Annotated in this window: 20 protein-coding genes, 2 tRNA genes and 1 pseudogene; 2 read left to right on the forward strand and 21 right to left on the reverse strand. The window is 70.5% G+C overall.

From position 1 onward, the window contains the following. Positions 1-105: 105 nt before the first annotated feature. A complete protein-coding gene (locus FF041_RS16640; RefSeq protein ID WP_323391948.1) occupies positions 106-1737 on the forward strand; it encodes a ferredoxin in 1632 nt (543 codons plus the stop codon). A gap of 52 nt (positions 1738-1789) precedes the next feature. Here the strand turns inward: FF041_RS16640 and FF041_RS16645 are convergent. From FF041_RS16645 to FF041_RS37950, 9 genes are all read right to left on the reverse strand, one after another. Continuing rightward, positions 1790-1862: transfer RNA gene (locus FF041_RS16645), tRNA-Ala, on the reverse strand. Between the two features lie 343 nt (positions 1863-2205). Beyond that, positions 2206-2439, reverse strand: a complete 234-nt coding sequence (locus FF041_RS16650; protein WP_153482153.1) for a hypothetical protein — start codon at positions 2437-2439, stop codon at positions 2206-2208. 3 nt (positions 2440-2442) lie between these two features. Continuing rightward, on the reverse strand, positions 2443-2622 hold the full coding sequence (locus FF041_RS39055) for a hypothetical protein (protein ID WP_153523598.1): 180 nt from the start codon (positions 2620-2622) through the stop codon (positions 2443-2445). Between the two features lie 85 nt (positions 2623-2707). Further along, positions 2708-2780 (reverse strand) — tRNA-Ala (locus FF041_RS16660). Between the two features lie 127 nt (positions 2781-2907). After that, positions 2908-3564 carry a histidine phosphatase family protein gene (locus tag FF041_RS16665; RefSeq protein ID WP_153482151.1) on the reverse strand — a complete coding sequence of 219 codons (657 nt, stop codon included), beginning with the start codon at positions 3562-3564 and terminating at the stop codon, positions 2908-2910. Further along, a complete protein-coding gene (gene rsfS / locus FF041_RS16670) occupies positions 3561-3992 on the reverse strand; it encodes a ribosome silencing factor (RefSeq protein WP_323391949.1) in 432 nt (143 codons plus the stop codon). The genes FF041_RS16665 and rsfS overlap by 4 nt, the downstream gene beginning before the upstream one ends. A 220-nt stretch (positions 3993-4212) precedes the next feature. Next, positions 4213-6018, reverse strand: coding sequence for an LCP family protein (locus FF041_RS16675; RefSeq protein ID WP_323391950.1), 1806 nt, complete (start codon positions 6016-6018; stop codon positions 4213-4215). Positions 6019-6037: 19 nt separating this feature from the next. Then, positions 6038-6661, reverse strand: a complete 624-nt coding sequence (gene nadD / locus FF041_RS16680; protein ID WP_153482150.1) for a nicotinate-nucleotide adenylyltransferase — start codon at positions 6659-6661, stop codon at positions 6038-6040. Between the two features lie 46 nt (positions 6662-6707). Further along, positions 6708-6869 carry a hypothetical protein gene (locus tag FF041_RS37950; protein ID WP_194292059.1) on the reverse strand — a complete coding sequence of 54 codons (162 nt, stop codon included), beginning with the start codon at positions 6867-6869 and terminating at the stop codon, positions 6708-6710. Between the two features lie 402 nt (positions 6870-7271). Between FF041_RS37950 and FF041_RS16685 the strand changes: the two genes are divergently transcribed. Beyond that, a complete protein-coding gene (locus FF041_RS16685; RefSeq protein ID WP_153523548.1) occupies positions 7272-8366 on the forward strand; it encodes a M48 family metallopeptidase in 1095 nt (364 codons plus the stop codon). Here the strand turns inward: FF041_RS16685 and FF041_RS16690 are convergent. The 12 genes and pseudogenes from FF041_RS16690 to FF041_RS16745 form a co-directional block, all read right to left on the reverse strand. Further along, a complete protein-coding gene (locus FF041_RS16690) occupies positions 8363-9472 on the reverse strand; it encodes an SCO2583 family membrane protein (protein ID WP_153523549.1) in 1110 nt (369 codons plus the stop codon). The genes FF041_RS16685 and FF041_RS16690 overlap by 4 nt on opposite strands. Before the next feature lie 278 nt (positions 9473-9750). After that, positions 9751-10305, reverse strand: coding sequence for an SCO2584 family spore wall biosynthesis protein (locus tag FF041_RS16695; protein ID WP_323371585.1), 555 nt, complete (start codon positions 10303-10305; stop codon positions 9751-9753). Between the two features lie 158 nt (positions 10306-10463). Continuing rightward, entirely contained in the window at positions 10464-11756 is a 1293-nt protein-coding gene (locus FF041_RS16700; RefSeq protein ID WP_153523550.1) for a glutamate-5-semialdehyde dehydrogenase, read from the reverse strand. A gap of 113 nt (positions 11757-11869) precedes the next feature. Further along, complete coding sequence (locus tag FF041_RS16705) at positions 11870-12286, reverse strand: hypothetical protein (RefSeq protein ID WP_228388269.1); 417 nt, start codon at positions 12284-12286, stop codon at positions 11870-11872. Positions 12287-12737: 451 nt separating this feature from the next. Beyond that, positions 12738-13865: a glutamate 5-kinase gene (proB, locus tag FF041_RS16710; RefSeq protein WP_323391951.1), complete on the reverse strand. Its 1128-nt coding sequence runs from the start codon at positions 13863-13865 to the stop codon at positions 12738-12740. Between the two features lie 179 nt (positions 13866-14044). Further along, positions 14045-16165 carry a hypothetical protein gene (locus FF041_RS16715; RefSeq protein ID WP_323391952.1) on the reverse strand — a complete coding sequence of 707 codons (2121 nt, stop codon included), beginning with the start codon at positions 16163-16165 and terminating at the stop codon, positions 14045-14047. Between the two features lie 206 nt (positions 16166-16371). Then, a complete protein-coding gene (locus tag FF041_RS16720) occupies positions 16372-17874 on the reverse strand; it encodes a bifunctional cytidylyltransferase/SDR family oxidoreductase (RefSeq protein WP_323371581.1) in 1503 nt (500 codons plus the stop codon). Between the two features lie 210 nt (positions 17875-18084). After that, a pseudogene (locus FF041_RS16725) lies at positions 18085-20279 on the reverse strand (glycosyltransferase family 4 protein). A gap of 320 nt (positions 20280-20599) precedes the next feature. Then, positions 20600-22039 (reverse strand): GTPase ObgE, encoded by a 1440-nt coding sequence (gene obgE, locus FF041_RS16730; protein WP_153483208.1) that lies wholly within the window; start codon positions 22037-22039, stop codon positions 20600-20602. 153 nt (positions 22040-22192) lie between these two features. Continuing rightward, the gene (gene rpmA / locus FF041_RS16735) at positions 22193-22450 is read right to left on the reverse strand and encodes a 50S ribosomal protein L27 (RefSeq protein WP_003957557.1); all 258 of its coding nucleotides are present in this window, start codon (positions 22448-22450) and stop codon (positions 22193-22195) included. 14 nt (positions 22451-22464) lie between these two features. Beyond that, entirely contained in the window at positions 22465-22785 is a 321-nt protein-coding gene (gene rplU / locus FF041_RS16740) for a 50S ribosomal protein L21 (RefSeq protein WP_016643790.1), read from the reverse strand. A 526-nt stretch (positions 22786-23311) separates the two neighbouring features. After that, positions 23312-26264 (reverse strand): Rne/Rng family ribonuclease (locus FF041_RS16745; RefSeq protein ID WP_228388262.1); only part of this gene is annotated, 2953 nt, incomplete at its 5' end.

A 26264-nucleotide genomic window follows, 5' to 3' on the forward strand; every position in this document is an offset into this window, starting at 1 on the left:
TGCCGCGGCCGGCGCGATTCCGCCCGACGACCCCCAGGCGATGCCCGGACCGCTCTTTCCGCCGCCGGCCGGAGAGCCCTGGAACGCGCCCGCAGGAGACCGACCGTGAACACCCCCCTCCCCGATGTCCCCGAAGTCCGCGTCGTCGGGCTCCCCCAGCTCACCCAGGGCTTCGACCTGGTCGAACGACTCGATCTGCCGATGCATCTCAAGGTGCACGGGCCCCTGGAGCCCATGTCCGGTGAGCGGCTCGCCCAGCTCTGCGAGGAGATATCGCTGCGCGGCCGTGGCGGCGCGGGCTTCCCGTTCGGGCAGAAGCTGCGCGCCGTGGCGAGGTCCGCCATCCGGCGCGGGGTACGGCCCGCTGTCGTGATCAACGGCAGCGAGGGCGAACCCGCCTGCCGCAAGGACACCGTGCTGCTCAACCGCGCTCCGCATCTGATCCTGGACGGCGCTCTGCTGGCCGCCGAGGCGCTGGGCGCGCGCACCCTGGTCGTCGCCGTGACCCGTAACTCCACGGAGATCTCCATGCGGGCGGCGCTGGACGAGCGCGGCCTGTCCGACCGGCGCGGTCAACGGCTGCGCGCCCGGGTCGTCCGTACGCCCGAACGGATGGTCTCCGGTGAGGCGTCCTCGGTCATCCGCGCGGTCAACGGCGGCCCGGCCCTGCCGGCCGGCCGCCGGACGCGGGCGTCGGACAGCGGCGTCGGCGGCGCTCCGACCCTGCTCTCCAACGCGGAGACGTTCGCGCAGCTCGCCGTCGCCGCCCGGATCGGCTCCCGGCGCTACCGCAATACAGGCGTGGTCTCCGAGCCCGGCACGGTCATGCTGACGATCTCCGGCGCGGTGGCCCGCCCGATGGTCGTGGAGGTCCCCACCGGGGTCCCGCTGCGCTATGTGCTCCAGCTGGCGGGGGCTCCCCCGGTGCCCCAGGGCGTGCTGACCGGCGGCTACCACGGCAACTGGATCGACGCTTCCGCCGTCCACGAGGCGATGGTCTCGCGTGAGTCCCTGGCCGCTGTCGGAGGTTCCCTCGGAGCGGGCGCGATTCTGCCGATCGGCCCGGAGACCTGTCCGCTGGGCGAGTCGCTGCGGGTGGCCAACTGGCTGGCGGCGGAGACGGCTGGGCAGTGCGGCCCCTGCCGGCTGGGGCTGCCCGCCGCGGCGGGGGGCCTCGCCGATGTGATGAACGGCGGTGGACCGGCCGCCCTGGAGGCCCTGCGCGAGGTCACCGGGGCGGTGAGGGGCAGGGGCGCGTGCAAGCACCCGGACGGCTCGGCGCGCTTCTTCGCATCCACCCTGTCAGCGTTTACGGACGACCTGGCCGCTCATATGCTGCACGGCGGCTGCGGGCGGGAGACGACCGGTGTGCTCCCGCTGCCGCCGACGGGCGGCCAAGGGGCGGAGGAGTCGATTCCGAGCGGTGAGAAGGTTCTGATCGACTGGACGCTCTGCCAGGGCCACGGGCTCTGCGCGGATATCGTCCCGGAGCTGATCCGGATCAACGCGGACGGCTACCCCTCGGTGGCCGACGCGGTGGTGCCGACGCATCTGCGGGGGCGGGCGCAGCGGGCGGTACGGCGGTGTCCCGCGCTGGCGATGCGCATCGAGCGGACGGCCGGCGCCGGTCCCGGTCCCGGTCCCGGCACCGCTTTCCCTGCCGGTTCCGGTGCACGGACCCGCCGCGCCGAACTGCCGGGCTTCTGGCGCAACGAACTGGGCATCGGCCGCAGTTGACGCAACGAAGAGGCGGTGGCCATCCGATCGGATGGCCACCGCCTCTTTCCTGTGGAGCTAAGGAGAATTGAACTCCTGACCTCCTGCATGCCATGCAGGCGCTCTACCAACTGAGCTATAGCCCCTTGCAAGATGTCGCCTGGCCGGTTTGGTTTCTCCGTGGCGGCGACGTGGACAACATTAACGCCCTCCCCGGCTCTTCACCAAATCCATTCCCGCGCCCCCGGAGGGACGGTCGGAGGACAGGGGAGGACAGGGGAACGACACAGCCCAAAATGACCGAAAACATCAGTTGGACTGACCGAATGACAGCGCTGTCTCCGAGGTCCATGCCGCCCAGGGGTCCCTACACGGGTGCGGAGCGGGTGGACCGGACCGGACCTGGCGGACCAAAGCCGGACCTGGCGGACCAAGGCCGGACCTGGCCGAGTCGGGCCGGGCCGGGCCGTGGAACCCGAGCCCGGTCCGTCACGCCGTCGCGAACGAGTAGAAGCGCTTCAGCGTGCAGTGATCGTCCAGGAGCCGCCCATAGATGGGCTCGCCCTCAAGCTCCCGATAGGTCTCGATCGGGTCGCCTTTTATGATCAGCGCCCGCGCGCACTCCTCGCACCAGTACTGGTACTCGGGATTGATCGGATCCATGTCCCGGACGATGGGCGTACCGCTGCCGCACCAGTCGCATTTACGCCTGTGTGCCCCCATCACTCAGCTCCAGCTGTGACCGCAGGACGTACACACGTAAGAAACTCCGCCGTTGTCGCCGAGGACCTGGGCGACATGCGCCGATCGACAGAACGGGCGGCTGGGGAGAGCGGGCATCGCGCTCTCCCTCCCGTCCTGGCCGGTTGTCCCTCCCGGCCGTCCGATTCTGCCATGACCAGGCAACAAGGTCAGCGGCGTTGACACGAACCGACGATGAAACACGAAATCCCGCCCTCTACTGAGGACGGGATCCGGGTGGTGCGTTCTGTGGAGCTAAGGAGAATTGAACTCCTGACCTCCTGCATGCCATGCAGGCGCTCTACCAACTGAGCTATAGCCCCTTGTGTTCTTCGCGCTCGGCGCTTCGAACAAGAAGAACTTTAGCCTGCGACCTGCCGGAAAGTGAAATCCGGCGGTACGGGGCCGGGGCCGCCGCCATCGGTCGGCGTCGACAGCGGGCGGTCGACGTCAGTCGTCGTCGCCGAGGACCGGCTCCGGGAGGGTCCCGGCGTTGTGCTCCAGGAGCCGCCAGCCGCGCGCGCCCTCGCCGAGGACCGACCAGCAGCAGTTGGAGAGGCCGCCGAGGCTTTCCCAGTGACGCGACTCCAGCCCCAGGAGCCGGCCGACGGTGGTACGGATCGTGCCGCCGTGGCTGGCCACGACCAGCGTGCCGTTCTCCGGGAGCTTCTCGACATGGCGCAGCACCACCGGGGCGGCCCGGTCGGCTACCTCGGTCTCCAGCTCACCGCCGCCCCGGCGCACGGGCTCGCCGCGCTTCCAGGCCGTGTACTGCTCGGTGTAGCGCTCGATGATCTCCTGGTGGGTCAGCCCCTGCCAGACGCCCGCCCAGGTCTCGCGCAGGGCCTCGTCGTAGGTGACCGGGAGATCGGTCAGCTCGGCCAGCTCACCGGCCGTGGCGGAGGCGCGCTTCAGGTCGGAGGCGATGATCGCGTCCGGCTTGAGGAAGGCGAGCAGCCGCGCCGCCCGGCGTGCCTGGGCGATACCCGTCTCGGTGAGCGGGATATCGGTCGTGCCCTGGAAGCGGCGCTCCAGGTTCCAGGAGGTCTGGCCGTGCCGCCACAGAACAATGCGGCGGCCGGTCCGTTTGTAGGCGTCCTCGTTCAGCTCAACTCACCGTCCGACTTCCCGGAGAGCTCGGCGTGCGCCTGGGCCGCGCCCCGGGTCTTCTGGGCGTCCGCGGGCAGCGGCAGCTCGGGGCAGTCCTTCCACAGCCGCTCCAGGGCGTAGAAGACCCGCTCCTCGCTGTGCTGGACATGGACGACGATGTCGACGTAGTCGAGGAGGATCCAGCGGGCGTCGCGGTCGCCTTCACGGCGCACCGGCTTGGCGCCCAGCTCCTTGTACAGCCGCTCTTCGATCTCGTCGACGATCGACTTGACCTGGCGGTCGTTGGGCGCGGAGGCGAGCAGGAAGGCGTCGGTGATCGACAGCACATCACTGACGTCGTACGCGATGATGTCGTGCGCGAGCCGGTCGGCAGCCGCCTGAGCGGCGGTGTTGACAAGCTCGATGGAGCGGTCCGTAGCGGTCACAAGCAGGCTTTCGTCGGCGGTCGGATGACCCCACCAGGGTCTCACGTACCGCCGACACTCCTCGCGGCGATCGTCCGGCCTCGCTCAGCGGGCCGCCGTCCGCCCTGGTCAGACGCCCTGAGCGGCCGATTCTCAGCGCTTGCGCCGAATGCCGTACGGGCTCTCCGACGCCCCGGCCGACCCTGGGCCCGGCCCGGGGCCCGACCCGGGGCCCGGGCGCTCAGCCGGTCGTGAAGTCCTGGCCGAGGATCACACTGATGTCGGCGTTGGCCGCCCCCGCGCCCTTCTCGACGGCGCTCGTCGGCAGGCCCAGCGTCTTGGCGACCTCGACGGCCTCCGCCTTGCGCGCCTCGTCACCGTAAGTGATCTGCGAGACGGCCGCGGCGTCCGCCTTGCCGCGGTCGACGACCGAGTAACCCCCGTTGACCAGGGATACCCGGGCAGTCTCGGTGGCCGTGGCTCCCCCGGTGGCGTTCCTGATGCCGACCCGGACGGCCGCGTCCTTGTCCGGTGCGCTGACCGAGCCGCCCAGGACGTCCTTGACGACGGCGCTGGACGCCTGCTCGGTGAGCGTGCCGTCCTGCTGCACCGGCAGCAGGGTCGTCTCGTAGTCGCCGCCCTTGGCGCGCTCCGAGAGCTTGGCCAGCGAGGCTCCAAGGTCACTCTCGGTGAGCGGGGGGTCGAGGATCTGGGCGAGGGTCTCCACCGTGACCGTGGCGGACTCGGCGTCGCTCGGGATCTTCTTCAGTACGGCCTGCATGACCTGGCCGAAACGATTGAGCTGCTCGGCCTCGGCCTCGCCCGGTCCGCGATGGGTGGCGTAGGCGACGGCGGCACGCCCGTTCAGTGTCTGGTTCTCGCCCTTCTCCACCAGGGGACCGTCGCCCTCCTTGGGGCCGGGGACGGTGGCGTCGGTGGTCAGCTCGATGGAGCCGACCAGTTCGACCAGGTTCTCCAGGAACGGGGTGTCGAGCCGCCAGGTGCCGGTGATCTTCGCGCCGAAGAGGGTGCCGATGGCCTCCCGGGTACCGTCCGATCCATCGTCCTCCACGGACTTCCCGAGGGTGGTGACGGTGCCGTCGTCATTGGCGACGGAGAGGGCGTTGGGGAGCAGTACGGTGGCGCCCCGCCGGGTGGTGGCGTTGTCCACGAGGAGGGCGGTGGAGGTGCCCTTCTTCTTGGTGTTGTGCAGATGGAGCACGATCACGTCCCGCTTCTGCGGTCCGGTGGCCGTGGTGCCGGTCTTCTCCTGGTCCGAGTCGCCCGTGAACCAGAGGTAGCCGATGCCGCCGGCCAGGGCCAGCGCGAGGACGACCGCGAGGGCGACGATCCGGTTGCGCCCCCGGCGCTTGGCCTCCTCGCGCCGCTCGGAGCGGCTCTCGGTGAACTTCAGCCAGTCGATGACGTCTTCGGAGTCCTCGTCGGGCTCCTCGATGAAGGAGAACTGCTCGGTGCGGTAGTCGCGTTCGGTATCGGAACGACGCCGGCCGGGTACGGCCGCGCCGGGGCCTACGCCGTTCGCGCCGGGGTCCGCGCCGTTCGCACCGTTCGCGCTGTTCACGTCGGCGGGCACATGCCCGTGCGCCGAGCCGGGCACGGAGGGCTCGGCGTCGCTGCCGACCCGCTGCTGCGGCTGCGCCGGCTGCTGCTGCTGTTGCGGGGGTTGCTGTTGCTGCGGGATGTTCCACTGGTGGGCGGTGTCGACGGCCGCGGGCTGCCCGGCGCCGGCGTAGCCGTATCCGCCGTCGTACCCCTCGTGCGGGGCGTACGAGTCGTACTGCTGGGGCTGCCCGTACTGCTGCTGCGGCGGCTGCTGCTGGGCGTACGGGTCATAGCCGTACACCTGCCCGGACACCGGCTCCTGAGGCTGGTGGGACTGCTGCTGGTGCTGGTGCTGATGGGACTGCTGCTGCGCGTACGGGTCGTACTGCTGGGGCTGTTCGTAGACCGGCTGCCCGTACTCGTCGTAGCCGATGATCCGCGGCTGCTGGAAATACGGGTCGTACGGGTTGTGCTGGTCGTTCACCGGGGCCCCTCTCCGTGGCTCACTCGCCGCGGTACAACTGGCGCTTGTCGATATAGCGCACCACACCGTCGGGGACCAGATACCAGACCGGATCGCCCTTGGCGACCCGCGCCCGGCAGTCGGTCGAGGAGATGGCCAGCGCGGGGACCTCCACCAGGGAAACCTTTCCCTCCGGCAGCCCGTCGTCGGTCAGATCGTGGCCCGGCCGGGTCACACCGATGAAGTGGGAGAGCGAGAACAGCTCCGTCGCGTCCCGCCAGCCGAGGATCTGCGAGAGCGCGTCGGCTCCGGTGATGAAGAAGAGATCCGAGTCCGCGTTATGGGAGTGCAGATCCCGCAGGGTGTCGATCGTGTACGTCGGACCGGGGCGGTCGATGTCGATGCGGCTGACCGAGAACTGCGGGTTGGACGCCGTGGCGATGACCGTCATCAGATAGCGGTCCTCGGCGGGGGACACCGCCTTGTGGCTCTTCTGCCACGGCTGCCCGGTCGGCACGAAGACCACTTCGTCGAGGTGGAACAGTGCGGCCACCTCGCTGGCGGCAACCAGGTGTCCGTGGTGGATGGGGTCGAATGTCCCACCCATCACGCCGAGTCGCCGTCGGCCGGAACCGGATTCCGTCGGCACTTCCTGTTCTCCCATGCGTGCAGAGCCTACTGGCACCGTAGCCCGCCCCGCCCCGGACGGCTCAGCGGTCGCGGTTGAAGCTCACGGTGATCCACAGCAGCAGAAGCAGCGCGAGGAACGCTCCACCGCCGACGAGCAGCGGCTCCAGGCTCGGGTGGTTGATCGTCTTCTCGCCGCCCTCGGCGAGAGTGACCAGGTTGGCGGAGGTGCTGGAGAGGCTCATCTTCGGCGGGCCCTTATCGATCGGAGGGAGAAAGCGGGGATACGAAGCGGAGAGACTTCGCCCACATCGTATGCGGGCCCCCCGGGCACGCTCACGCCGACTCGGTCGTTGTGGGGGCACGGGGGGTCTTCCCGGGGGTCTCCCAGCGGCGTTCGGGCGGCGTTCGGGGGCGGTTCGGCGGTGCCGCCGGGCTCCGTTCGGCTTCGCGGCCGGTGGACACAAGACGTACGGCGGCTGCGCTCCCGGGGTTATCCACAGGCTCCGGCGGGCCTCGGTCCGAGCACCTACGCTGGGGGCTGTCAGGGGGACGAGCCGAGCAATGGCCGGTACGCGCCGAGTGCACACCGCGTACGACGAACCGACCGGGTGCCACACGCCATCCGGGTCACACAGGGGGCATGAATGACCGAAAGCAGTCACGAGACCATGCCGAGCAGGCAGCGGAAGCGCTTCCCCGGCATCTCCTCGCGGGCCTACGAACACCCGGCGGACCGCTCGGCGCTGGTCGCGCTGCGCAAGCTGACCGGGTTCGACACCGTCTTCAAGGCGCTGAGCGGACTGCTGCCGGAGCGCAGCCTGCGACTGCTCTTCCTCTCCGATTCGGTACGGGTGAGCGATGAGCAGTTCGCCCATCTCAACTCGATGCTGAGGGACGCCTGCTACATCCTGGACCTGGAGAAGGTCCCGGCGATGTACGTCGCGCAGGATCCGCGTCCCAACGCCATGTGCATCGGCCTGGACGAGCCGATCATCGTGGTGACCACCGGGCTGGTGGAGCTGCTGGACGAGGAGGAGATGAGGGCGGTCGTGGGCCATGAGGTGGGCCATGCGCTCTCCGGCCACTCCGTGTACCGCACGATTCTGCTGTTCCTCACCAATCTGGCGCTGAAGGTCGCCTGGATCCCGCTGGGCAATGTGGCGATCATGGCGATCGTCACCGCACTGCGGGAGTGGTTCCGCAAGTCGGAGCTGTCGGCGGACCGGGCGGGGCTGCTGGTGGGCCAGGATCTCCAGTCCTCGATGCGAGGGCTGATGAAGATAGCCGGCGGCAACCATCTGCATGAGATGAACGTCGACGCGTTCCTGCGGCAGGCCGAGGAGTACGAGGCGGGCGGCGACCTCCGCGACTCCGTGCTGAAGATCCTCAATGTGCTGCCCCGTTCGCACCCGTTCACCACGGTGCGCGCGGCGGAGCTGAAGAAGTGGGCCGAGAGCCGCGACTATCAGCGGATCATGGACGGTCACTATCCGCGGCGCTCCGAGGACGGCGAGACCTCGGTCACCGACTCGATACGCGAGTCCGCGTCGCACTACGCGGAGACGGTCCGGACCAGCAAGGATCCGCTGATGAAGCTGGTGGGCGACATAGCGGGCGGCGCGGGCGATCTGGGCGGCAGGCTCCGCGACAAGTTCACGGGCGGAAACGGAGGCAGCGGAAACGGAAGCGGAGGCAACAGCAGCGGCAGCGGTGGGGGCGGCGGCAAGGACCCGAGCTAGCGCGGGGGCGTCGGCTGGGCGTCGGAGGCCAGTGAGCCGCAGAGCGCGGCGGTGGCCTCGCCCAGTGAGTAGGGGTCGGTGTCGGCCGGGGCCCGTCCGGTGGTGCGTTCACCGGCCAGCAGCGGGCGCAGTGTGCGGGAGGCGTCGTCGGCGCACCTCTGCGGGCCGGCCTGGACATAGCTGGCCAGCAGCTCCGCACGGTGCTGGTGCAGATCGTCGCGGTCGAAGCGGAAGGTCAGTTCCCGGCGGACGGTGAAGAGCGAGGCCTGCCAGGCGCCGCTCGCGGCGCCGGTGGCGTCCGGCGTACCGGAGCGGGCGGGCGTGGCCCGGCGCAGGGCGTAGGCGAAGGTGTGGTCCGAGGTCACCTCCAGGGCGTCGGGGCCCGCCTCGACGACGCTCATGGTGCCCCGGACGCGCACCTCGGGATCGGCCAGCACCACGGCGGCCGGGTAGCGCACCAGCCAGCCGGTGGCCGCGTGGTAGCCGTCGGCGGCAGGGGCGTTCATGCTCCGGTCGAACTGTTCCAGCTGGTCGGGGTCGAGGAGGATCCGAACGGGCCGGACCGCGCCGCCCGTGAGGACCTCGGGGTCGAGTGAGGACTCCACCAGATAGTCCTTCGCCGTGGTCAGGGCGGTCATCACCTGGCTTTCGGAGAAGCTCTCGGTGCGCTGCGCGCCGGGGAGGGTGATGCCCGAGGCTCCGACGCGGAATCGCGCGGCCGGGCTGTGGGCGTAGAGGTCGGCGGGGTCGCCGCCGGGGACGGGACCGCGGGGAGCGAGGGGGATCAGCGTGATACGGAGAGGTTCGGCCCGTTTGGCGGATGCCGAGCGGGACGGGTCGCGGACGCCGAGGTAGACGGCGGTGCCGAGGAGGGCCGCGATCAGCAGGACGAGCAGCAGGGCGACCGTGGAGCCGGATCTGGACGCCGGAGACGGCAGGGAGCGTACGGCGCGGGTGCGCTCGGCCATCCGCTCCTGCGCGGAGAACTCCTGAAGCCGCGCAGCCTTGACGAACGATTCGTCGAAGACGACGGATCGGTACTCGTCCTCTCCGCCGCCGGGGAGCCCTTCCGGGGTCCCCTCTGGGGGGTCCGCGCGACCGGCCATACCTTGAGGGTAGGTCCGGCGGGGCTCGGGTAAACGTAGCGATGCGCGGCAAAGTCTGACGGCCTCTCACCCCGGCGGCCTCTGTCACCCTCTCGCTTCACTGCGGTCGCCTTCGCCGATCACCCTGACCTCGGGCGCCGTACGGCACCGCCGTCACTCCCGCTGTTCACCGTCACGGCCGCCGCCCTACGGCACTGCCGTCACCCTCATTGCCCTCATCGCCCTCATCGCGGCGACAGCGACGGCGGGCCGTCGCCGGGCCGTCGAGGGCGGGTCTGTCAGGGGGTGCGGACCGAGGGGCCGACGACGGCGTCCGGGGCGGAGCCGGTCGTCGCGGTGGCGTCGACACCGCTGGTCGCCGGCGGGGGCACCTGATCCTGACGGCTGCCGGCCGCTCCCCGGTAGACGGCGGTGAAGGCGAGGGCGACCATCCCCACGCCCATCAGCAGGGCGAGGATCCAGGCGACGGGGCGGTGCCAGCGGGCGCTGCTGCGATAGGGGCGCAGCGCGCCGCCGTGTCTGCCGTAGGGGCTGTCGTCGTCGAGCTCGTCGTCGTCGCCGTAGGAGCGATCGCCGTCGTACGGGTACCCGTCGTCGCAGCGCTCGTCCTCATGGACGCTCAGGCCCGATCCAGCCGCTCGGGCGGCCTCGGCCTCCGCGCGGGCCTGGGCGGCGGCGAGCAGCCGCTCGACGGCGGTCGGCTCATGGATCTCGGCCGCCCTGACGAAGTCCTCGTCGAACACCACGGGGGCGAAGTCCTCGTCCGCGCCTCCGCGGTCGTCGTCAGGCTCCCAGCCGTCCGGGAACGGCCTGCCCCCCACGTCGTCCGGCACGGAATCAGAGTAGACCCGGCCGGAGGGTTTGGGCAGGGCGGAGGAGAACTCTCCGCGCCTGGGGAGAGCGCGGGAATCAGCGCCCCAGCGGCCCCCGGCCGCGAGCCGGAGAGCGGCTGGACGGGGGCCGGACAGGGGTCATGACAGAGGGAGGGAGGTCATCTGGTGTGACCGTCACCGGTGACGATGTACTTCGTGGAGGTCAGCTCCGGCAGGCCCATCGGACCCCGGGCGTGCAGTTTCTGCGTCGAGATGCCGATCTCCGCGCCGAAGCCGAACTGGCTGCCGTCGGTGAAGCGGGTCGAGGCGTTCACCGCGACCGTGGTCGAGTCCACCAATTGGGTGAAGCGGCGGGCCGCGGCCTGGGAGGTGGTGACGATCGCCTCGGTGTGGCCGGACGACCAGAGCCGGATATGGGCGACGGCGGCGTCCAGCGAATCGACGACGGCCGCCGCGATGTCATAGGAGAGGTACTCCGTCTCCCAGTCCTCCGGGGTCGCCGCCACCACGGTCGCCTTGGTGCCTTCGGCGTGCTCCCGCACCCGCTCGTCGGCGTGGACGGTCACCCCGGCGTCCGCGAGGGCGTCCAGGGCGCGCGGCAGGAACTCGGCGGCGATGTCCTGGTGGACCAGCAGCGTCTCGGCGGCGTTGCACACGCTGGGGCGCTGGGCCTTGGAGTTGATCAGGATGTCGAGGGCCATGGGGATGTCGGTCTCGGCGTCCACGTACACATGGCAGTTGCCGGTGCCGGTCTCGATGACGGGGACGGTGGACTGTTCGACGACCGTGCGGATCAGCCCGGCTCCGCCGCGCGGGATCAGCACGTCCACCATGCCGCGGGCGCGCATCAGCTCGGTCACGGAGTCACGGGACTCGCCGGGGACGAGCTGGACCGCGTCGGCGGGCAGGCCCGCTCCCCCGATCGCGTCGCGTACGACCCGCACCAGGGCGGTGTTGGAGGAGTACGCGGAGGACGAGCCGCGGAGCAGGACCGCGTTGCCGGACTTGAGGCAGAGCGCCGCGGCGTCCACGGTGACATTGGGCCGGGCCTCGTAGATGATGCCGACGACTCCGAGGGGGACCCGGATCTGGCGCAGATCGATGCCGTTGGGCAGGGTCGAGCCTCGGACCACCTCGCCGACCGGGTCGGGGAGGGCCGCGACATGGCGTACATCGGCGGCGATGGCCCGCACCCGCTCCGGGGTGAGGGTGAGCCGGTCGATGATCGCCTCGCTGGTCCCGGCCTCCCGGGCCCGGGCGACGTCCTCGGCGTTGGCCGAGACGATCTCGCTGGTACGGACCTCCAGGGCGTCCGCGATCGCCAGCAGCGCGTCGTCCTTCGCCGCGCGCGGCAGCGGCGCGATATCGGTCGCGGCGGCTCGTGCGCGGTAGGCGGCCTGGGCGACCGGCGAGAGGTTGTCGTACGGCGAAAGCGGCGAGGACGTGGTCATACCCGCAGGGTAGTGCGCTCGCCGCGGCCACCCGGCCCTGAACCGCCATCGTCCCGGTCCGCGAGACGCCCGCAGGGCCGGACCGGTCCAGTCCGGCCCGCGGGACGCCCGGGTCAGAAGGGGTGGACGCCCACCGGGGAGGCGGGCGGCGGGCCGTAGCCCTCCGCGATCCGCAGATGGTAGGTCTGGCGGTCGATGACCTCCAGGCCCACGATCTCCCATGGCGGCAGCTTCGCCGTGGAGCGGTGCTCGCCCCAGAGCCGCAGCGCGACCGCCGCCGCGTCGTGGAGATCCCGCGCCTCCTCCCAGTAACGGATCTCGGCATGGTCATTGGCATAGCGGCTGGTCAGCAGGAAGGGATGGTCATTGGCCAGTTGTTCGAGCCCGCGCCGGACCTCCTTGATGGGCGCTTCGGCGCCGGAGACGCTGAGGGTGATGTGCCACAGCTTCGACTGCGCCCGCTCATCGCCGTACGCGTCGGTCTCCGTCGGCCGGGACCGCGGCCCCGGTGCCGGGGTCCGGCCGAGCAGCGGCCCGTACCCCTGGCTCGGTCCCTGCCCGCTGTCCGGTCTCTCCCCCGCGCCGCCGAAACCGGTGGCGCCGAGGTCTGTGGTGCCGAGGTCTGTGGTGCCGAGGTCGGTGGCACCGAGGTCGGTGGTGTCGAAGCCAGTCGTGTCGAAGCCGGTGGTGCCGAGATCCGTGGCGGTCTCGAAGCCGCCGCCCGCCTCGACGCTGGTCAGGGTCCGTTTCTCACCCGCCGTCCGACGGGTGTGCTCGCCCGCGGTCCCGCGGGTGTGTGGGACGCCCCCGATCGCTCGGGGCACATCCCCTGGGCGCGCTCGTCTCACCGGCGGCCTCCTGATTGCATGTGTCGTCTTGCTGTACCCCGTTGTCCCCCCGCAACAAAGTTGACCAGTCCCGGACGGAACATGGGGTGCTTTTGGTAAAGGTCCCGGTTGGTTGACGGGACTTTCAGCCGTTTCAGGGGTGCAGTACGACCAAATCGTCCCTATGTACGACTTCCTTCTCGTACTCGGGGCCGAGTTCCTGGGCGAGTTCCCGGGTGGAGCGGCCCAGGAGCTGGGGAATCTCCTTGGCGTCGAAGTTGACCAGTCCTCTGGCGACGGCGGCGCCCCGGGCGTCGCGCAGCTCCACCGGGTCCCCGGCGCTGAAGTCGCCCTCCACCGCCGCGATCCCGGCCGGGAGCAGCGATTTCCGCCCCTGGACCACGGCGTCCACCGCGCCGTCGTCCAGGATCAGCGCGCCCTGCGGGGTCGAGGCATGGGCCAGCCAGAGCAGCCGGTCGGCCGATCGGCGTCCGGTGCGGTGGAAGAAGGTGCCGGTGGCCCTGCCCGCCAGCGCGTCGGCGGCGCGCACCGCGGAGGTGAGGACGACGGGCACCCCGGCGGCGGCGGCGATCCTGGCCGCCTCCACCTTGGTGACCATGCCCCCGGTGCCGACGCCCGCCTTGCCCGCGCTGCCGATCTCGACATGCCCGATATCGGCCGGACCGCGCACCTCGTCGATCCGGGAGCTGCCGGGTCTGGCCGGATCGCCGTCGTAGAGGCCGTCCACATCCGAGAGGAGCACCAGCAGATCGGCGCGTACGAGATGGGCGACGAGGGCGGCGAGCCGGTCGTTGTCGCCGAAGCGGATCTCATCGGTGGCGACGGTGTCGTTCTCGTTGACGACGGGGACCGCGCCCATCGTGAGGAGCTGGTCCAGGGTTCGGTAGGCGTTGCGGTAGTGGGCGCGGCGGGAGGTGTCGTCGCTGGTGAGCAGCACCTGTCCGACCCGTACGCCGTAGCGGGCGAAGGAGGCGGTGTAGCGGGCGACGAGCAGTCCCTGGCCGACGCTGGCCGCGGCCTGCTGGCGGGCGAGGTCCTTGGGTCTGCGGGCGAGCCCCAGGGGGGCGAGCCCGGCCGCGATGGCTCCCGAGGAGACCAGCACGATCTCCTTCTCCCCGCCGCTGCGGACCGTGGCGAGCACGTCCACGAGCGCGTCCACCCGGTCGGCGTCCAGGCCGCCGGAAGCGGTGGTCAGCGACGATGAACCGACCTTGACGACGATCCGCCGTGCCTGCGTTACCTGCTGTCTTCCCACTGTCACAGGGCGAATCTATGCCAGGGCCGCTGCCGGGTGCCCCGTCATTTCAGTCGCTGGACGGTCCGGCTCCCCCCAGACGCCCGCCCCCGCCCGTCCGCACCGCGAGGGAACGGCCGTGAGGGCCGTACGGCAGCTGTGCCGTACGGCCCTCACGGGTTCCGTTCTCCTGAGCCTGAGCGGGGTCAGCGCGGCAGCGGCGCTCCCGAGCCGTTCGGCTCGGCGGCGGCGACCGGACCCGCGTCCGGCCGCTGGTTCAGCTCGCCCTGCCCCTGCTCGCTGAGCCGTCGCTCGACGCCCTGGTTACGGGCCTCCGCCTCGGCGGTGAGCTCCCGTACGGCGTCGTTGAAGCGCTCCATGGAGGTGGGGTGGTCGGGGCCGAGGAGGTACTCCTTCAGCCGGCGACGGTCGCCCGCCAGCAGATCGCGCTCCGGCGAGGCCACCGCGGCCAGCAGCGCGTCCAGCTCGACGGCGCTGTTGCTGAGGATGACGGCGGCCCGCGCGGCGGTGTTCTGCCGCTTGAACTCCTCCGCGCCCAGCTCCGCGGAGTCGGTCAGGGCGTACGGCTTGCCGCTGGCCATGAAGTCCGAGACCACGCTGGAGATGTCGGAGACCATGGCGTCGGATTCGTTGAAGCAGTCGTACAGCTTGGGCTCGGCGCCCGTGACGATCAGGTGCTCCCACCAGCCGGTGGAGCGCCAGTAGGCGCTGTTCCACTCGGCCCGCAGCTCCTTGATGCGCGCCAGGCGCACCGGGTCGGCGAGCGAGTCCCGCGACACCTCGGCGCCGTCGCGGCCGGAGCGGCCCGTGCCGGCCAGCTCGGCGAGCTCGGCCTCGATACGGGTCATCTCCGCGCGCGCCGCCTCCTGAGCGGGCTTCGCGGCCTCGGCCAGCGACGCCCACCGGGGGTCGCCGGCCCGCTGCTGCGTGGCCTCCCGCACCATCTCGGAGATCCGCTTGTGGATGACCTTGGCCTCCTTGTCGCGGATGCCGGTGAACGGGTGGGGCTTGTAGATGACCCGTACGGGCTGCTCCGCCGTCAGCAGCCGGGTGATGATGTTCTCGCCGGCCAGCAGCAGCGAGGTGTTGCCCGGGTTGTCGTCCCAGCCTTCCCAGGTGGGGGCGTAGATGACCGTCGGGATCGGGTTCTTCGGGGTGCCGGTCCAGCTCTGGATCGGGGCGAGCTGGGGCCGTCCGACCTCGACGATGTCGTCGTCGCGGACACCGACGTCGGCCAGGGCGTAGCGGTCGCGCCCGGCACGCCCGGCGGTCCAGACCTCGTCGTACACCTTGCTGTACGGGTTGACGCTGGCGAGCTTGTCGCTGTCGCCGTGCCCGATGAAGACGTGCTGGATGGTCGGCACCCGCAGCAGGTGGATGTTCTTGCCGACGTTGGCCGGGTACAGCGCCACACGGACCGTGGAGAGGTCCATGTTCATCAGGTGGGTGGCGCCGGGCACGCAGATCACCGGGACGGTGGTCGGGTGGAGCTTGTTGACCAGACCGCGCTCGCGCATGATGATCAGCGGCCGGCCCTCGATGTTCTCCATCGTCTCCAGCCACATGTTCGCCTGGTAGGCGGACTCGCTGGAGCCGGAGAAGTAGAGCACCACGGTCGGGCGGTACTCGCGCAGCCACTCGCTGACGGCCTCCAGCACCTCCGGCGCGGGGGGAACCCGGCGCTTGTGGCGGAGATACGGCGCGAGAGCGGCGATGTAGAGCAGCGCGAGCGCGAGGGTCGCGGCGATGCCCGCGTAACCGATGTCGTCCCGGTTGAGAGCCGCCGCCAGCAGGACGCCGGCCATGGCCGGGATATCCAGGTGGAGCATCTTCTCGGCGGCGCGGTTACGCAGCGCCTTCGGCGGGGCGTCCGGGATGTGCACGCCCTGGAGGTCGATGTTCCGGAAGGACACCGGCAGCGAGCGGCGCATCCGGATGAGCGTGGTCAGGGCGCTGTGCGGGGCCTGGAGGGCGTAGAAGGCCAGGAAGCCCGCGACGGCCAGGTAGAAGAGCGTGGTCTCGGCCAGGCCCTCACGCGCGAGCAGCAGCACCAGCAGCAGCTGGCGCAGCAGGAAGCGGATCGTCACACCGACGCGCACCTTGGCGAGCCGGTTGATCAGGTAGCTGTTCTTGCGGTGCAGATACCAGTCGGCCGTATAGGTCACGGCCCCTATCGCCGCGAACAGCCATACGTTCGGCAGCAGCGCGGCGATCATGAGGCATGGATATCCGAGTCCGATGAGAGCCGCGGCGGCCAGCTCGGACAGGCTGCCGACGCGTGCCAGACGAATGGCGGTGGAAATCACGAAGAACCTGCTCCAAAGGGTGCCGATATGGTCCTTTTTGCGAGAATTGCGAATCCGGGACTTCGCAACGCACGGGCGGAGTCAGGACCTCACACAGCACACAGTCGGGCCCCCGCTCTCCCGACGTCCCCGGTATTTCGGCACGTCAGGGCGTTCACGGAGGCCCGAAAAACTGCTGTGGCAGCATTCATCGCTTTAACAGCGAATTATTGCATATCCTCTTCGCGGGCCAGGACCGCGGCGAGCGCCTGCTCGAAACCGGAAGCCTCGCTGGCGCCCCGGGTCGGGTCCTGCTGCCGTACGTCGATGACATGTCCGGTCAGCTCGGAGAGCAGCACGTCCAGCGAGGTGCGCGCCACGGCCTCGGAGGACAGCAGGCTGCCCGCAGGCTCCGCGCCGAATGCCTTGGTCCGCATCGGGGTGGCCGTCCGCTCGGGGTTCACGCAGTTCACGCGGATGCCGTCATTCGCCCACTCGTCCGACAGCGCCTGGGTCAGATTCACCATCGCGGCCTTGGTGGACGAGTAAAGGCTGTACTCTGCGCGCCCGCGGGTATAGCTGGAGGAGGTGTAGAGGAGCAGCTGCCCCTTGGTCTCCGCCAGGTACTTGTACGAAGCGCGGGCGATGTGGACCGGCGCCAGGTAATTGACGTTCAGCGCTTCCTGGATCGTGTTGTTGTCCGTCTCGGCCAGCTTGCCGATGCGCAGCACGCCCGCGGTGTTGATCACATAGTCGATGCGGCCGGTCTCGGAGTACGCCTTGGACAGCGCGTCGTCGACGTGCTCCGGGTTCTCGACATGGGTGCCGGTGGTGGAGCGGCCCAGGGCGTAGACCTGCGCGCCATAGGTCTTGGCCAGCTCGGCGATGTCCGCGCCGATGCCGTACGAGCCGCCGAAGACGACCAGCGTCCTGCCCTCCAGCAGCTCCCGGTAGGCGGCCTCGTCGGCCTGGCGGGGGGCGGCGGTGGAGGCCAGCTGGAAGAGCTTGTCGGTGATGAAGACGTCGACCGGCTGGGTGACCTTCATGTTGTACTCGTCGCCCGCGACGACATGGATCGGTACGTCCGGCAGGTACTTCAGGACCACGGAGCAGTCGTCGGTGGCCTGGAAGTTCGGGTCGCCGGAAGCGACCTCGTACGCCCTGCGGATGGTGGAGAGCTTGAACGCCTGCGGCGTCTGGCCACGACGCAGGCGGGAGCGGTCCGGCACGTCGGTGATGAACTCGCCGTCCTCGCCGTGGGTGCGGGTCACGATGATGGTGTCCGCGGAGGGGATGGCGACGTCGACGGCCTGGTAGCGGTCGAGCGCGTCGACACAGTCCTGAATCACTCGCTGTGACAGCAGCGGACGGACGGCGTCGTGGAAGAGGACATTGCGGTCCTCGCCCTCGGCCAGCCCCTCGCCCAGCGCGGCGATGGCGCGCTCGGTGGTCTCATTGCGGGTGGCGCCGCCCTCGATGATCTTGGTGACCTTGGTCAGTCCGGCCCTCTCGACGATCTTCTCGATGTCGGGGACGAAGCCCGGGGCCATCAGTACGATCACATCGTCGATGGACTCGGCCTGCTGGAAGATCGACAGTGTGTGCTCGATGACAGCCTTGCCAGCGATCTTCAGCAGCTGCTTCGGGATCGCCAGACCCACGCGCTGTCCGGTACCCCCGGCGAGGACCACGGCCGTGGTACGGGGCTTGGCTTCGTGCGGCACAGACACAGAACGACCTACCTTCAGACGAGTGAGACCGTGCGATGGTCGCACTCTGTGTGACCGTCTCGCAAGGTGGGACGCTTCCGCTCGCTCCCCCCGCGCCGCCTGGTGTTCACCGCCTGGCCAGGGGGGTTGGCGCGGGCGCGGCCGATCGGCGGGGTGACGGATGACACAGTGCGGCGCGGTTTGAGCCACTCCCCCGGCATCCGTCGCCTGTCATCGGTCGGCGACCCGCAGGACGAGATCGTTCTCGTCCTCGTATACGAGAGTGACCCTGACCAGGCGCTGCTCCCGGCGCTGGATACGGCGCAGCACCCGGCGGACCAGCAGCAGCGGCCGGTGCTTGTGCGCCAGGGCGTCGGGGTAGACGAAGACGTCACCCTTCTGGACCACGTCGTCAAGAAGGCGTCCCACCCGTACCGGCTCCCGGTCGGGGGCGAAGCGCAGCCAGACCTCCCAGGCGTCCTTCTCGGCCAGCTGGCGGCGGGCGGCCTCCTCGCCGTGGATGACGACCCGGAAGCCGCGCGTCCCCTGGCGGACGCCGGGGAAGACCAGCTCGTCCCCGGCGCCGCCACGGCGGCGCAGCACCAGGGACGGCTCGCCGACCGGCTCCACCGGCCCCAGTACCGAGCCCTCCAGGATCAGGGTGCTCCCGGAGCGGTGCACATCGCCCGCCTCGGCGTGCACGGGGCGCACCCAGGAGCGGAGGGCGAGCTGGTGCTGGGGCGCGCGCCGGTACGGCACGAGATGGCGCACCCCCGCCCCGGGGGTGCGCCGGTCCCCGGCCCGCAGTGCGCCTCGCTGGTCCACGGAACGGGCGATCAGCGCGGTACGGAGGGCGGGTGCCGGCCGCCGGGCGGGGCCGGGGCCTTCCGGGCGGTACGGGGGTCCCGGGGGTTCCGCGCGGTACGGGGGCTCCGGGGGTTCCGGGAGCGCCGGGGGCTCCGCGCGCTCCAGCGGTTCAGCGTGTTCCGGCCATTCCGCGTGGCACAGCCACTGCCCCTCGGCGAACTCGTCGCCCGCCGGGACGCGCACCGAGCCGTCCGGGGCGAACGGATAGACCCGGTCGTCCGCGCCGCCGCCGAGCCGGGCGCAGACCAGCCGGAGCCCCCGGTATTTCAGCGCCGCGGCCTCGGGCGCGACCACGGTGACGGTGAGGGATCCGTCCGCCTCCGCGACACAGTCCGCCAGCGGGGCGAAACCCCCGGCCGCAGGGAGCGGGCCCGGCGCCGGGCCGTCCGGCCCCCCGTTCACGGCGTGCTGCGACGACCCCGCGCCGAGTTCGGCGAAGAGGTCCGCGTACTGCTTGGCGACCGCGCTCGGGTCGTAGCGCCGGGCGTTGCGGATGGCGGCGGCGCCCATCGTCCGCCGCAGCTCCTCGTCCTCGATGAGTCTGATGAGCGCGTCGGCCACGTCGTCGGCCTTGCCGACCGGCACCAGCAGACCGTCCTCCCCGTCCCTGATGATCTCGCGCGGGCCGTAGTCGCAGTCGGTGCTGACCACCGGCAGCCCATTGCGCATGGCCTCCACCAGGGTCATTCCAAAGGACTCATGGCGCGAAGTGGACACCGCGATCGCCCCCTTGACCCATTCGGGGTCGATCGGCGAGCACGGTCCCATCAGTTGCACATGATTGCTGAGCAGATGCTTCTGGACGCGCTTGCGCAGCCGCTCCTTCTCGGTCCCCCAGCCGCATACCCGCAGCGACCATTCCGGGTGCTTGGCCACGACCTTGGCGAATGCCTTGATCAGCACCTCGTACTGCTTCTCCCGGGAAAGGCGGCCCGCCGCGACGACGATATTGCCCGAGAGATCGGACGGCGCCACGGTCGGCTCGGGAATGCTGTTGGGAATGGCGAGGATACGGGTGGTGCGGAGCGGCATCTGCTCACGCCAGACGGCGGCATCGCCCTCGGACACCGTCACCAGGGCATCGACTTTCAGAAGATACGACCGCATCTCCTCGCGGAGCTCCGGCTTGTGATGGTGTGGGTCATGTGCTCCTGGCCGATGACCACGGCCCCGCGCGGAGCGAACTCGGCCGCGTAGGCCACCAGACCCGGCCTGGTGCCGATGACCACATCGGCGTCCGACGCCTCGTAGTGATCGCGTACCCGCTGATCAGTGAGCTCGCTGTACTCCTGGTAGCGGGCCTCGAAGCGGGGGAACACCTCGGACGGCCGCTGGTGGAGCGGGTGCTTCCGCGCGCTCTCCGGCGACTTGGGACGGGTGTCGACGAGCGGTACGACGGTGATGCGCGGATCGATGTCGAAGAGCGGGATCGCCCGGTGCCGGAAGGCCGAGACGATCTCGATCTCATGCCGGTCGGCCAGCTCTTCCGCCAGGTTCAGCGTGGTGCGGATGGTCCCGCCGATCCCGTAAACGGTGTGGATGAGAAACGAAATCTTCACCAGTGCTCCGCTCGTCCGACCAGACCCGTCCGCGCCGCCCCGCATAAAGGCTGACGGAGTTCCGCACCACCATCACCAGATTGTTCTATTTTCCGGATACATACGGCATCGACGCACCGGAAACCCCGGCGACCCCAAGGGCTGCGGGCAAGGAAAAGACCCGCCAGGGGAACGGAGAACCATTCCCCTGACGGGCGCAGATCACAGCGAACAGCGGGCGGGCGGACGGTGCGGAAGACCATGACGGCAAGGATTCCCTACCGAAGCGGCCGAACCGCGCAAGCGACGTTACCGAAACGGCCCGTCACTTGAGCGGACCGTCACTGGAACGGATGGAATTCGTCGTACTCCTGCTGGGCTTCGTCCCGCTCCGCGTCACGGTCACGACGACGCTGCGCCGCAGGCCGCGGGGCCTCCAGACGGTGGTCCTCGCCACGGCGGCCGAGCATTTCGGCGCCCGCCATCATGGTCGGCTCCCAGTCGAAGACCACGGCGTTGTCCTCGGGACCGATGGCGACGCCGTCACCCGCGCGAGCACCCGCCTTCATCAGCTTGTCCTCGACGCCGAGGCGGCTCAGCCGGTCCGCGAGATAGCCGACCGCCTCGTCGTTGTTGAAGTCGGTCTGGCGCACCCAGCGCTCCGGCTTCTCACCGCGCACCCGGTACAGGCCGTCGTCCTCGCGCACGACGGTGAAGCCGGTGTCGTCGACGGCCTTGGGCCGGATGACGATACGGGTCGCCTCCTCCACGGGCTTGGCCGCACGCGCCTCGGCGATGATCTGCGCCAGCGCGAAGGACAGCTCCTTGAGCCCGGTGCGGGCCACGGCCGACACCTCGAAGATCCGGTAGCCGCGGGCCTCCAGCTCGGGGCGGATCATCTCGGCGAGATCCTGGCCGTCGGGAATGTCGACCTTGTTGAGGACGACGATCCGGGGACGGTCGTCCAGGCCGCCGTACTGGCTCAGCTCGGCCTCGATCACATCGAGGTCGGAGACGGGGTCGCGCTCCGACTCCAGCGTCGCGGTGTCCAGTACATGGACCAGGACCGAGCAGCGCTCGACATGGCGGAGGAACTCCAGGCCCAGTCCCTTGCCCTGGCTCGCGCCCGGGATCAGGCCGGGCACATCGGCGATGGTGTAGACGGTGGAGCCCGCGGTGACGACGCCCAGGTTGGGCACCAGGGTGGTGAAGGGGTAGTCCGCGATCTTCGGCTTGGCGGCGCTGAGCACCGAGATCAGCGAGGACTTGCCCGCGCTGGGGTAGCCGACCAGCGCCACATCGGCGACGGTCTTCAGCTCCATGACCACATCGCGGCTCTCGCCCGGCTCGCCGAGCAGCGCGAAGCCGGGGGCCTTGCGGCGGGCGGAGGCGAGCGCCGCGTTGCCCAGGCCGCCTCGGCCGCCCTGGCCCGCGACGAAGGTGGTGCCCTGGCCCACCAGGTCGGCCAGCACATTGCCCTGGGCGTCCAGGACGACCGTGCCGTCCGGGACGGGCAGGATCAGGTCCTGGCCGTCCTTGCCGGAGCGGTTGTCGCCGGCGCCGGGCTGACCGTTGGTGGCCTTGCGGTGCGGGCTGTGGTGATAGTCGAGCAGGGTGGTCACCGACTGGTCGACCACGAGGATCACATCGCCGCCCCGGCCGCCGTTGCCGCCGTCCGGTCCGCCTAGCGGCTTGAACTTCTCCCGGTGAACGGAGGCGCAGCCGTGGCCTCCGTTACCCGCGGCGGCGTGCAGCTCGACGCGGTCCACGAAGGTGGTCATGGTGGTGCCTCCAGTGTTTACGGAATGGTGCTAGCTCTAACACAGCAGAGGCGGACCCGCTTCCCGACAGGGGAAGTGAGATCCGCCTCCACAGAGAACCCCGCGGAATTATCCGCGGTGAACCGCTCTACGGTGCCAGGAAATCGAACTCGATTACTCGGCGACCGGAACGATGTTCACGACCTTGCGGCCACGGTGCCGGCCGAACTCGACCGCCCCGGCGTTCAGTGCGAACAGGGTGTCGTCGCCGCCGCGGCCGACGCCCGTGCCCGGGTGGAAGTGGGTGCCGCGCTGGCGGACCAGGATCTCACCGGCGTTGACGACCTGACCGCCGAAGCGCTTCACGCCGAGCCGCTGAGCATTGGAATCGCGACCGTTCCGAGTGGACGATGCGCCCTTCTTATGTGCCATGTCTCCTCAGTCCCTTACTTCGCGGCCGTGGGGATGCCGGTGACCTTGATCGCCGTGTACTGCTGGCGGTGACCCTGGCGACGGCGGTAGCCGGTCTTGTTCTTGTAGCGCAGGATGTCGATCTTCGCGCCCTTGTGGTGGTCCACGACCTCGGCCGTGACCTTGATGCCGGCCAGCACCCAGGGGTCGCTGGTCACAGCTTCGCCGTCGACAACGAGCAGGGTAGAGAGCTCTACCGTGTCGCCAACCTTGGCAGTGGAAATCTTGTCAACCTCAACGATGTCGCCGACAGCAACCTTGTGCTGGCGACCACCGCTGCGCACGATGGCGTACACGCGGATCTCTCTCTCGCTCGGAACGGACCCCCTGATGCCAGCCGCTCACACAGGCCGGGGCCTGCGACGATCCGGAAGGACGAGCGGCCTCTCCCGTATCCGGTGGAACCGCCGGGAGGGGGGTGCTCAGGGGTGGGTGCGTAGGGAAACACACCGAGAGTCAAGAGTACGGGGGGTGAATCTGCGGGTCAAACCGGGGGTGGGGGGCATTCGGGGCCCGTGCTCAGGTCCCCGCGTCCTGCGGGCTCTGGTCGGGGGCGCTGCCCCCGAACCCCTGCTCCTCAAACGCCGGAGGGGCTGGATTTCAGGCTCTCGTCGGGGGCACCGCCCCGAACCCCCGCTCCTCAAACGCCGGAGGGGCTGAAATTCAGGCACCCCGCACCGCGCGGGCTCTCGTCAGGGGCTCCGCCCCCGAACCCCCGCTCCTCAAACGCCGGAGGGGCTGGATTTCAGGGGAACGGCGTGTGGCCCACGTCCCTGGCGGGGTGTGGGCCACACGGGGTTCGGCCGGGGCCGGCGGTGGGGGTTATTCGGCGGCGGCGGTCTTCTTCGCTGTCGCCTTCTTGGCCACCGTCTTCTTCGCGGCGGTCTTCTTGGCCACGGTCTTCTTGGCCGCCGTCTTCTTCACAGCGGCCTTCTTCGCGGTGACCTTCTTGGCGGTCTTGCGGGCCGCCTTCTTGGCGGGCGCCTTCTCCTCCACGGTCTCCGCCGGAGCGGTGACCTCCGCCGGAACGGTCTCGGAGTGGCCGTCGACCACGACGACCGCGGCCTCCTGCCCGCCCGCCGGCGAACCGGCCGGAGCGGTGGCCTTACGGGTCACCCGGCGGCGGGCACGCGGCGGAGCGGCCTGCGCCTCCGGCTCCACCACGGGAGCCGGCTCGACCACGGGCTCGGGCGCCTCGGCAGGGGCCGGGGCCTCCGCCTTGGCGTCGACCACGATCTCCGGCGCGGCGGCCCGGGGTGCGCCGGCCGGAGCCGACGCCCTGCGGGTCGCCCGGCGGCGGCCACGACCGCGCTGTGCGGCGGCCTCCGCCTCGGCGGCGCTGCTGTACAGCTCCTCGTCCGGTACGAAAGCGGGCTCGGGGAGCGCGGTGGGCTCGGCCGCCTCGGCGGCGATCTCCGCCTCCGTCTCGACCTGCTCCTCCACGGCCTCCGCCGCCGCGGTCTCGTGCTCGTGCACATGCTCCGCGCCGCCGCGACCGCGCTTCTTCGAGCGCTTGCCGCCGCCACCGCCGCCGGGGGCGGAAGGCTGCTCCATGTGCACGATCACGCCACGGCCGTTGCAGTGGACGCAGGTCTCGGAGAAGGACTCCAGCAGACCCTGGCCCACCCGCTTACGGGTCATCTGGACCAGGCCCAGCGAGGTGACTTCGGCGACCTGATGCTTCGTCCGGTCCCGGCCGAGGCACTCCAGCAGCCGCCGCATGACCAGGTCCCGGTTGGATTCGAGGACCATGTCGATGAAGTCGACCACGACGATCCCGCCGAGGTCGCGCAGCCGCAGCTGGCGCACGATCTCCTCGGCCGCCTCCAGGTTGTTCCTGGTGACGGTCTCCTCCAGGTTGCCGCCCTGGCCGGTGAACTTACCGGTGTTGACGTCGACCACGATCATGGCCTCGGTCTTGTCGATCACCAGCGAGCCGCCGGACGGCAGCCAGACCTTCCGGTCCAGCGCCTTCATCAGCTGCTCGTCGATGCGGTAGGTCGCGAAGACGTCGACCTCGCTGGTCCACCGCTGAAGGCGGTCGGACAGGTCGGGCGCGACATGCGAGACATAGCCGTGGATGGTCTCCCACGCCTCGTCTCCGCTGACGATGACCTTGGAGAAGTCCTCGTTGAAGATGTCGCGGACGACCCGGACGGTCATGTCCGGCTCACCGTAGAGAAGGGTCGGGGCGTTGCCGCTCTTCGCCTTCTTCTGGATGTCCTCCCACTGCGCCTGGAGACGCTCGACGTCGCGGCGGAGCTCGTCCTCGCTCGCGCCCTCGGCGGCGGTACGGACGATCACGCCCGCGTCCTCGGGGACGATCTTCTTGAGGATGGTCTTCAGCCGGGCGCGCTCGGTGTCGGGCAGCTTGCGGCTGATGCCGGTCATCGAGCCCTCGGGCACATAGACCAGATAGCGGCCGGGCAGGGAGACCTGGCTGGTCAGCCGGGCGCCCTTGTGGCCGATCGGGTCCTTCGTCACCTGGACGAGCACGGACTGGCCGGACTTGAGCGCGACCTCGATCCGGCGCGGGCCGTTGGCCATGCCGAGCGCCTCGAAGTTGACCTCGCCGGCGTAGAGCACCGCGTTGCGGCCCTTGCCGATGTCGACGAAGGCGGCCTCCATGGACGGCAGTACGTTCTGCACCTTGCCCAGGTAGACATTGCCGACGTAGGACGTGGCCTGCTCCTTGTTGACGTAGTGCTCGACGAGCACATTGTCCTCAAGGACGCCGATCTGGGTGCGCTCGCCGCTCTGGCGGACGACCATCACCCGCTCGACGGCCTCACGGCGGGCGAGGAACTCGGCCTCGGTGATGATCGGAACACGGCGGCGGCCCTGCTCGCGGCCCTCACGGCGGCGCTGCTTCTTCGCCTCCAGACGGGTGGAGCCCTTGATGGACTGCACGGCGTCCTGGAAGTCGGTCGGCTCCTCGCTCCGGGAGCGCGCGGCACGCGGCTCACGGACCTTGACGACCGTGCGCTCGGGGTCGTTGGCGCCCGGCTCCTCGTCTCCGGCGGACTCACCGCTGCGACGGCGACGGCGACGGCGGCGACGGCTGCTGGAGGAACCGGCGGCGCCCTCGCCCTCGGGCTCGCCGCCCTCCGTCTCCTCCTCGGCCGCCTCGTCGGCGGACTCCTCGTGCTCGTCCACGGCGTCATCGGCGTCGGCGGCCTCGCCACGGCGGCGGCGACGGCCACCACGGCGGCGACGGCGCGAGGGACGGTCCTCGAACTCGTCCTGCTCATCGGCGGCCTCGACGGCCTGCTCTGCCTCGTCCTCGGCCAGTTCCTCGGCGGGCGCCTCGGCCGGGGCGGCCTGGGCGGCGGGAACGGCCGGAGCGGCGGGGGCCACGGCCTGCTCGGCGCTCTCACCGCGACGGCGGCGGCGACGGCGGCCCGAGGGCTCGGGGGCGGGCTCGGCCACCGGCTCGGCCGTCACCGGCTCGGCCGCCACGGGCTCCGCCCGGGCGATCTGCTCGTCCTCTTCGGCCTCGGCGTCCACATCGAGCGCGGCGGCGGCAGCGGCAGCGGCCGTCTCCGGGGTCTGGAACATCGGCTCGGCGAAGACGGGAGCCTGGAAGACGGCCACGGCAGGCCGTCCGGCGCGGCGGGCGGTCGCGCCCTCGGTCCGCTGGGCGGTGAACTCGGGCGACACCACACGCCTGCGGCCTCGGCCACGGGGGGTGGCCTTCTCCACCGGGGGGGTCTGGATCTCCGGCTCGGCGGCCTCGGCGACCGGCTCGGGCGCGGACACGGAGCGGGTGGCACGG

Origin of the sequence: Streptomyces jumonjinensis (assembly GCF_009600885.1) — a bacterium.
Taxonomy (GTDB): Bacteria; Actinomycetota; Actinomycetes; order Streptomycetales; family Streptomycetaceae; genus Streptomyces; species Streptomyces jumonjinensis.

Bases quoted from the DNA above. Each gene is read 5' to 3' on its own strand.
- FF041_RS16690 (WP_153523549.1), bottom strand. From the start codon at position 9,472: ATGGCCGGTCGCGCGGACCCCCCAGAGGGGACCCCGGAAGGGCTCCCC.
- nadD (WP_153482150.1), bottom strand. From the start codon at position 6,661: ATGGGAGAACAGGAAGTGCCGACGGAATCCGGTTCCGGCCGACGGCGA.
- rpmA (WP_003957557.1), bottom strand. From the start codon at position 22,450: ATGGCACATAAGAAGGGCGCATCGTCCACTCGGAACGGTCGCGATTCC.
- obgE (WP_153483208.1), bottom strand. From the start codon at position 22,039: ATGACCACCTTCGTGGACCGCGTCGAGCTGCACGCCGCCGCGGGTAAC.
- FF041_RS16685 (WP_153523548.1), top strand. From the start codon at position 7,272: ATGACCGAAAGCAGTCACGAGACCATGCCGAGCAGGCAGCGGAAGCGC.
- FF041_RS37950 (WP_194292059.1), bottom strand. From the start codon at position 6,869: ATGAGCCTCTCCAGCACCTCCGCCAACCTGGTCACTCTCGCCGAGGGC.
- FF041_RS16700 (WP_153523550.1), bottom strand. From the start codon at position 11,756: ATGACCACGTCCTCGCCGCTTTCGCCGTACGACAACCTCTCGCCGGTC.
- FF041_RS16650 (WP_153482153.1), bottom strand. From the start codon at position 2,439: ATGGGGGCACACAGGCGTAAATGCGACTGGTGCGGCAGCGGTACGCCC.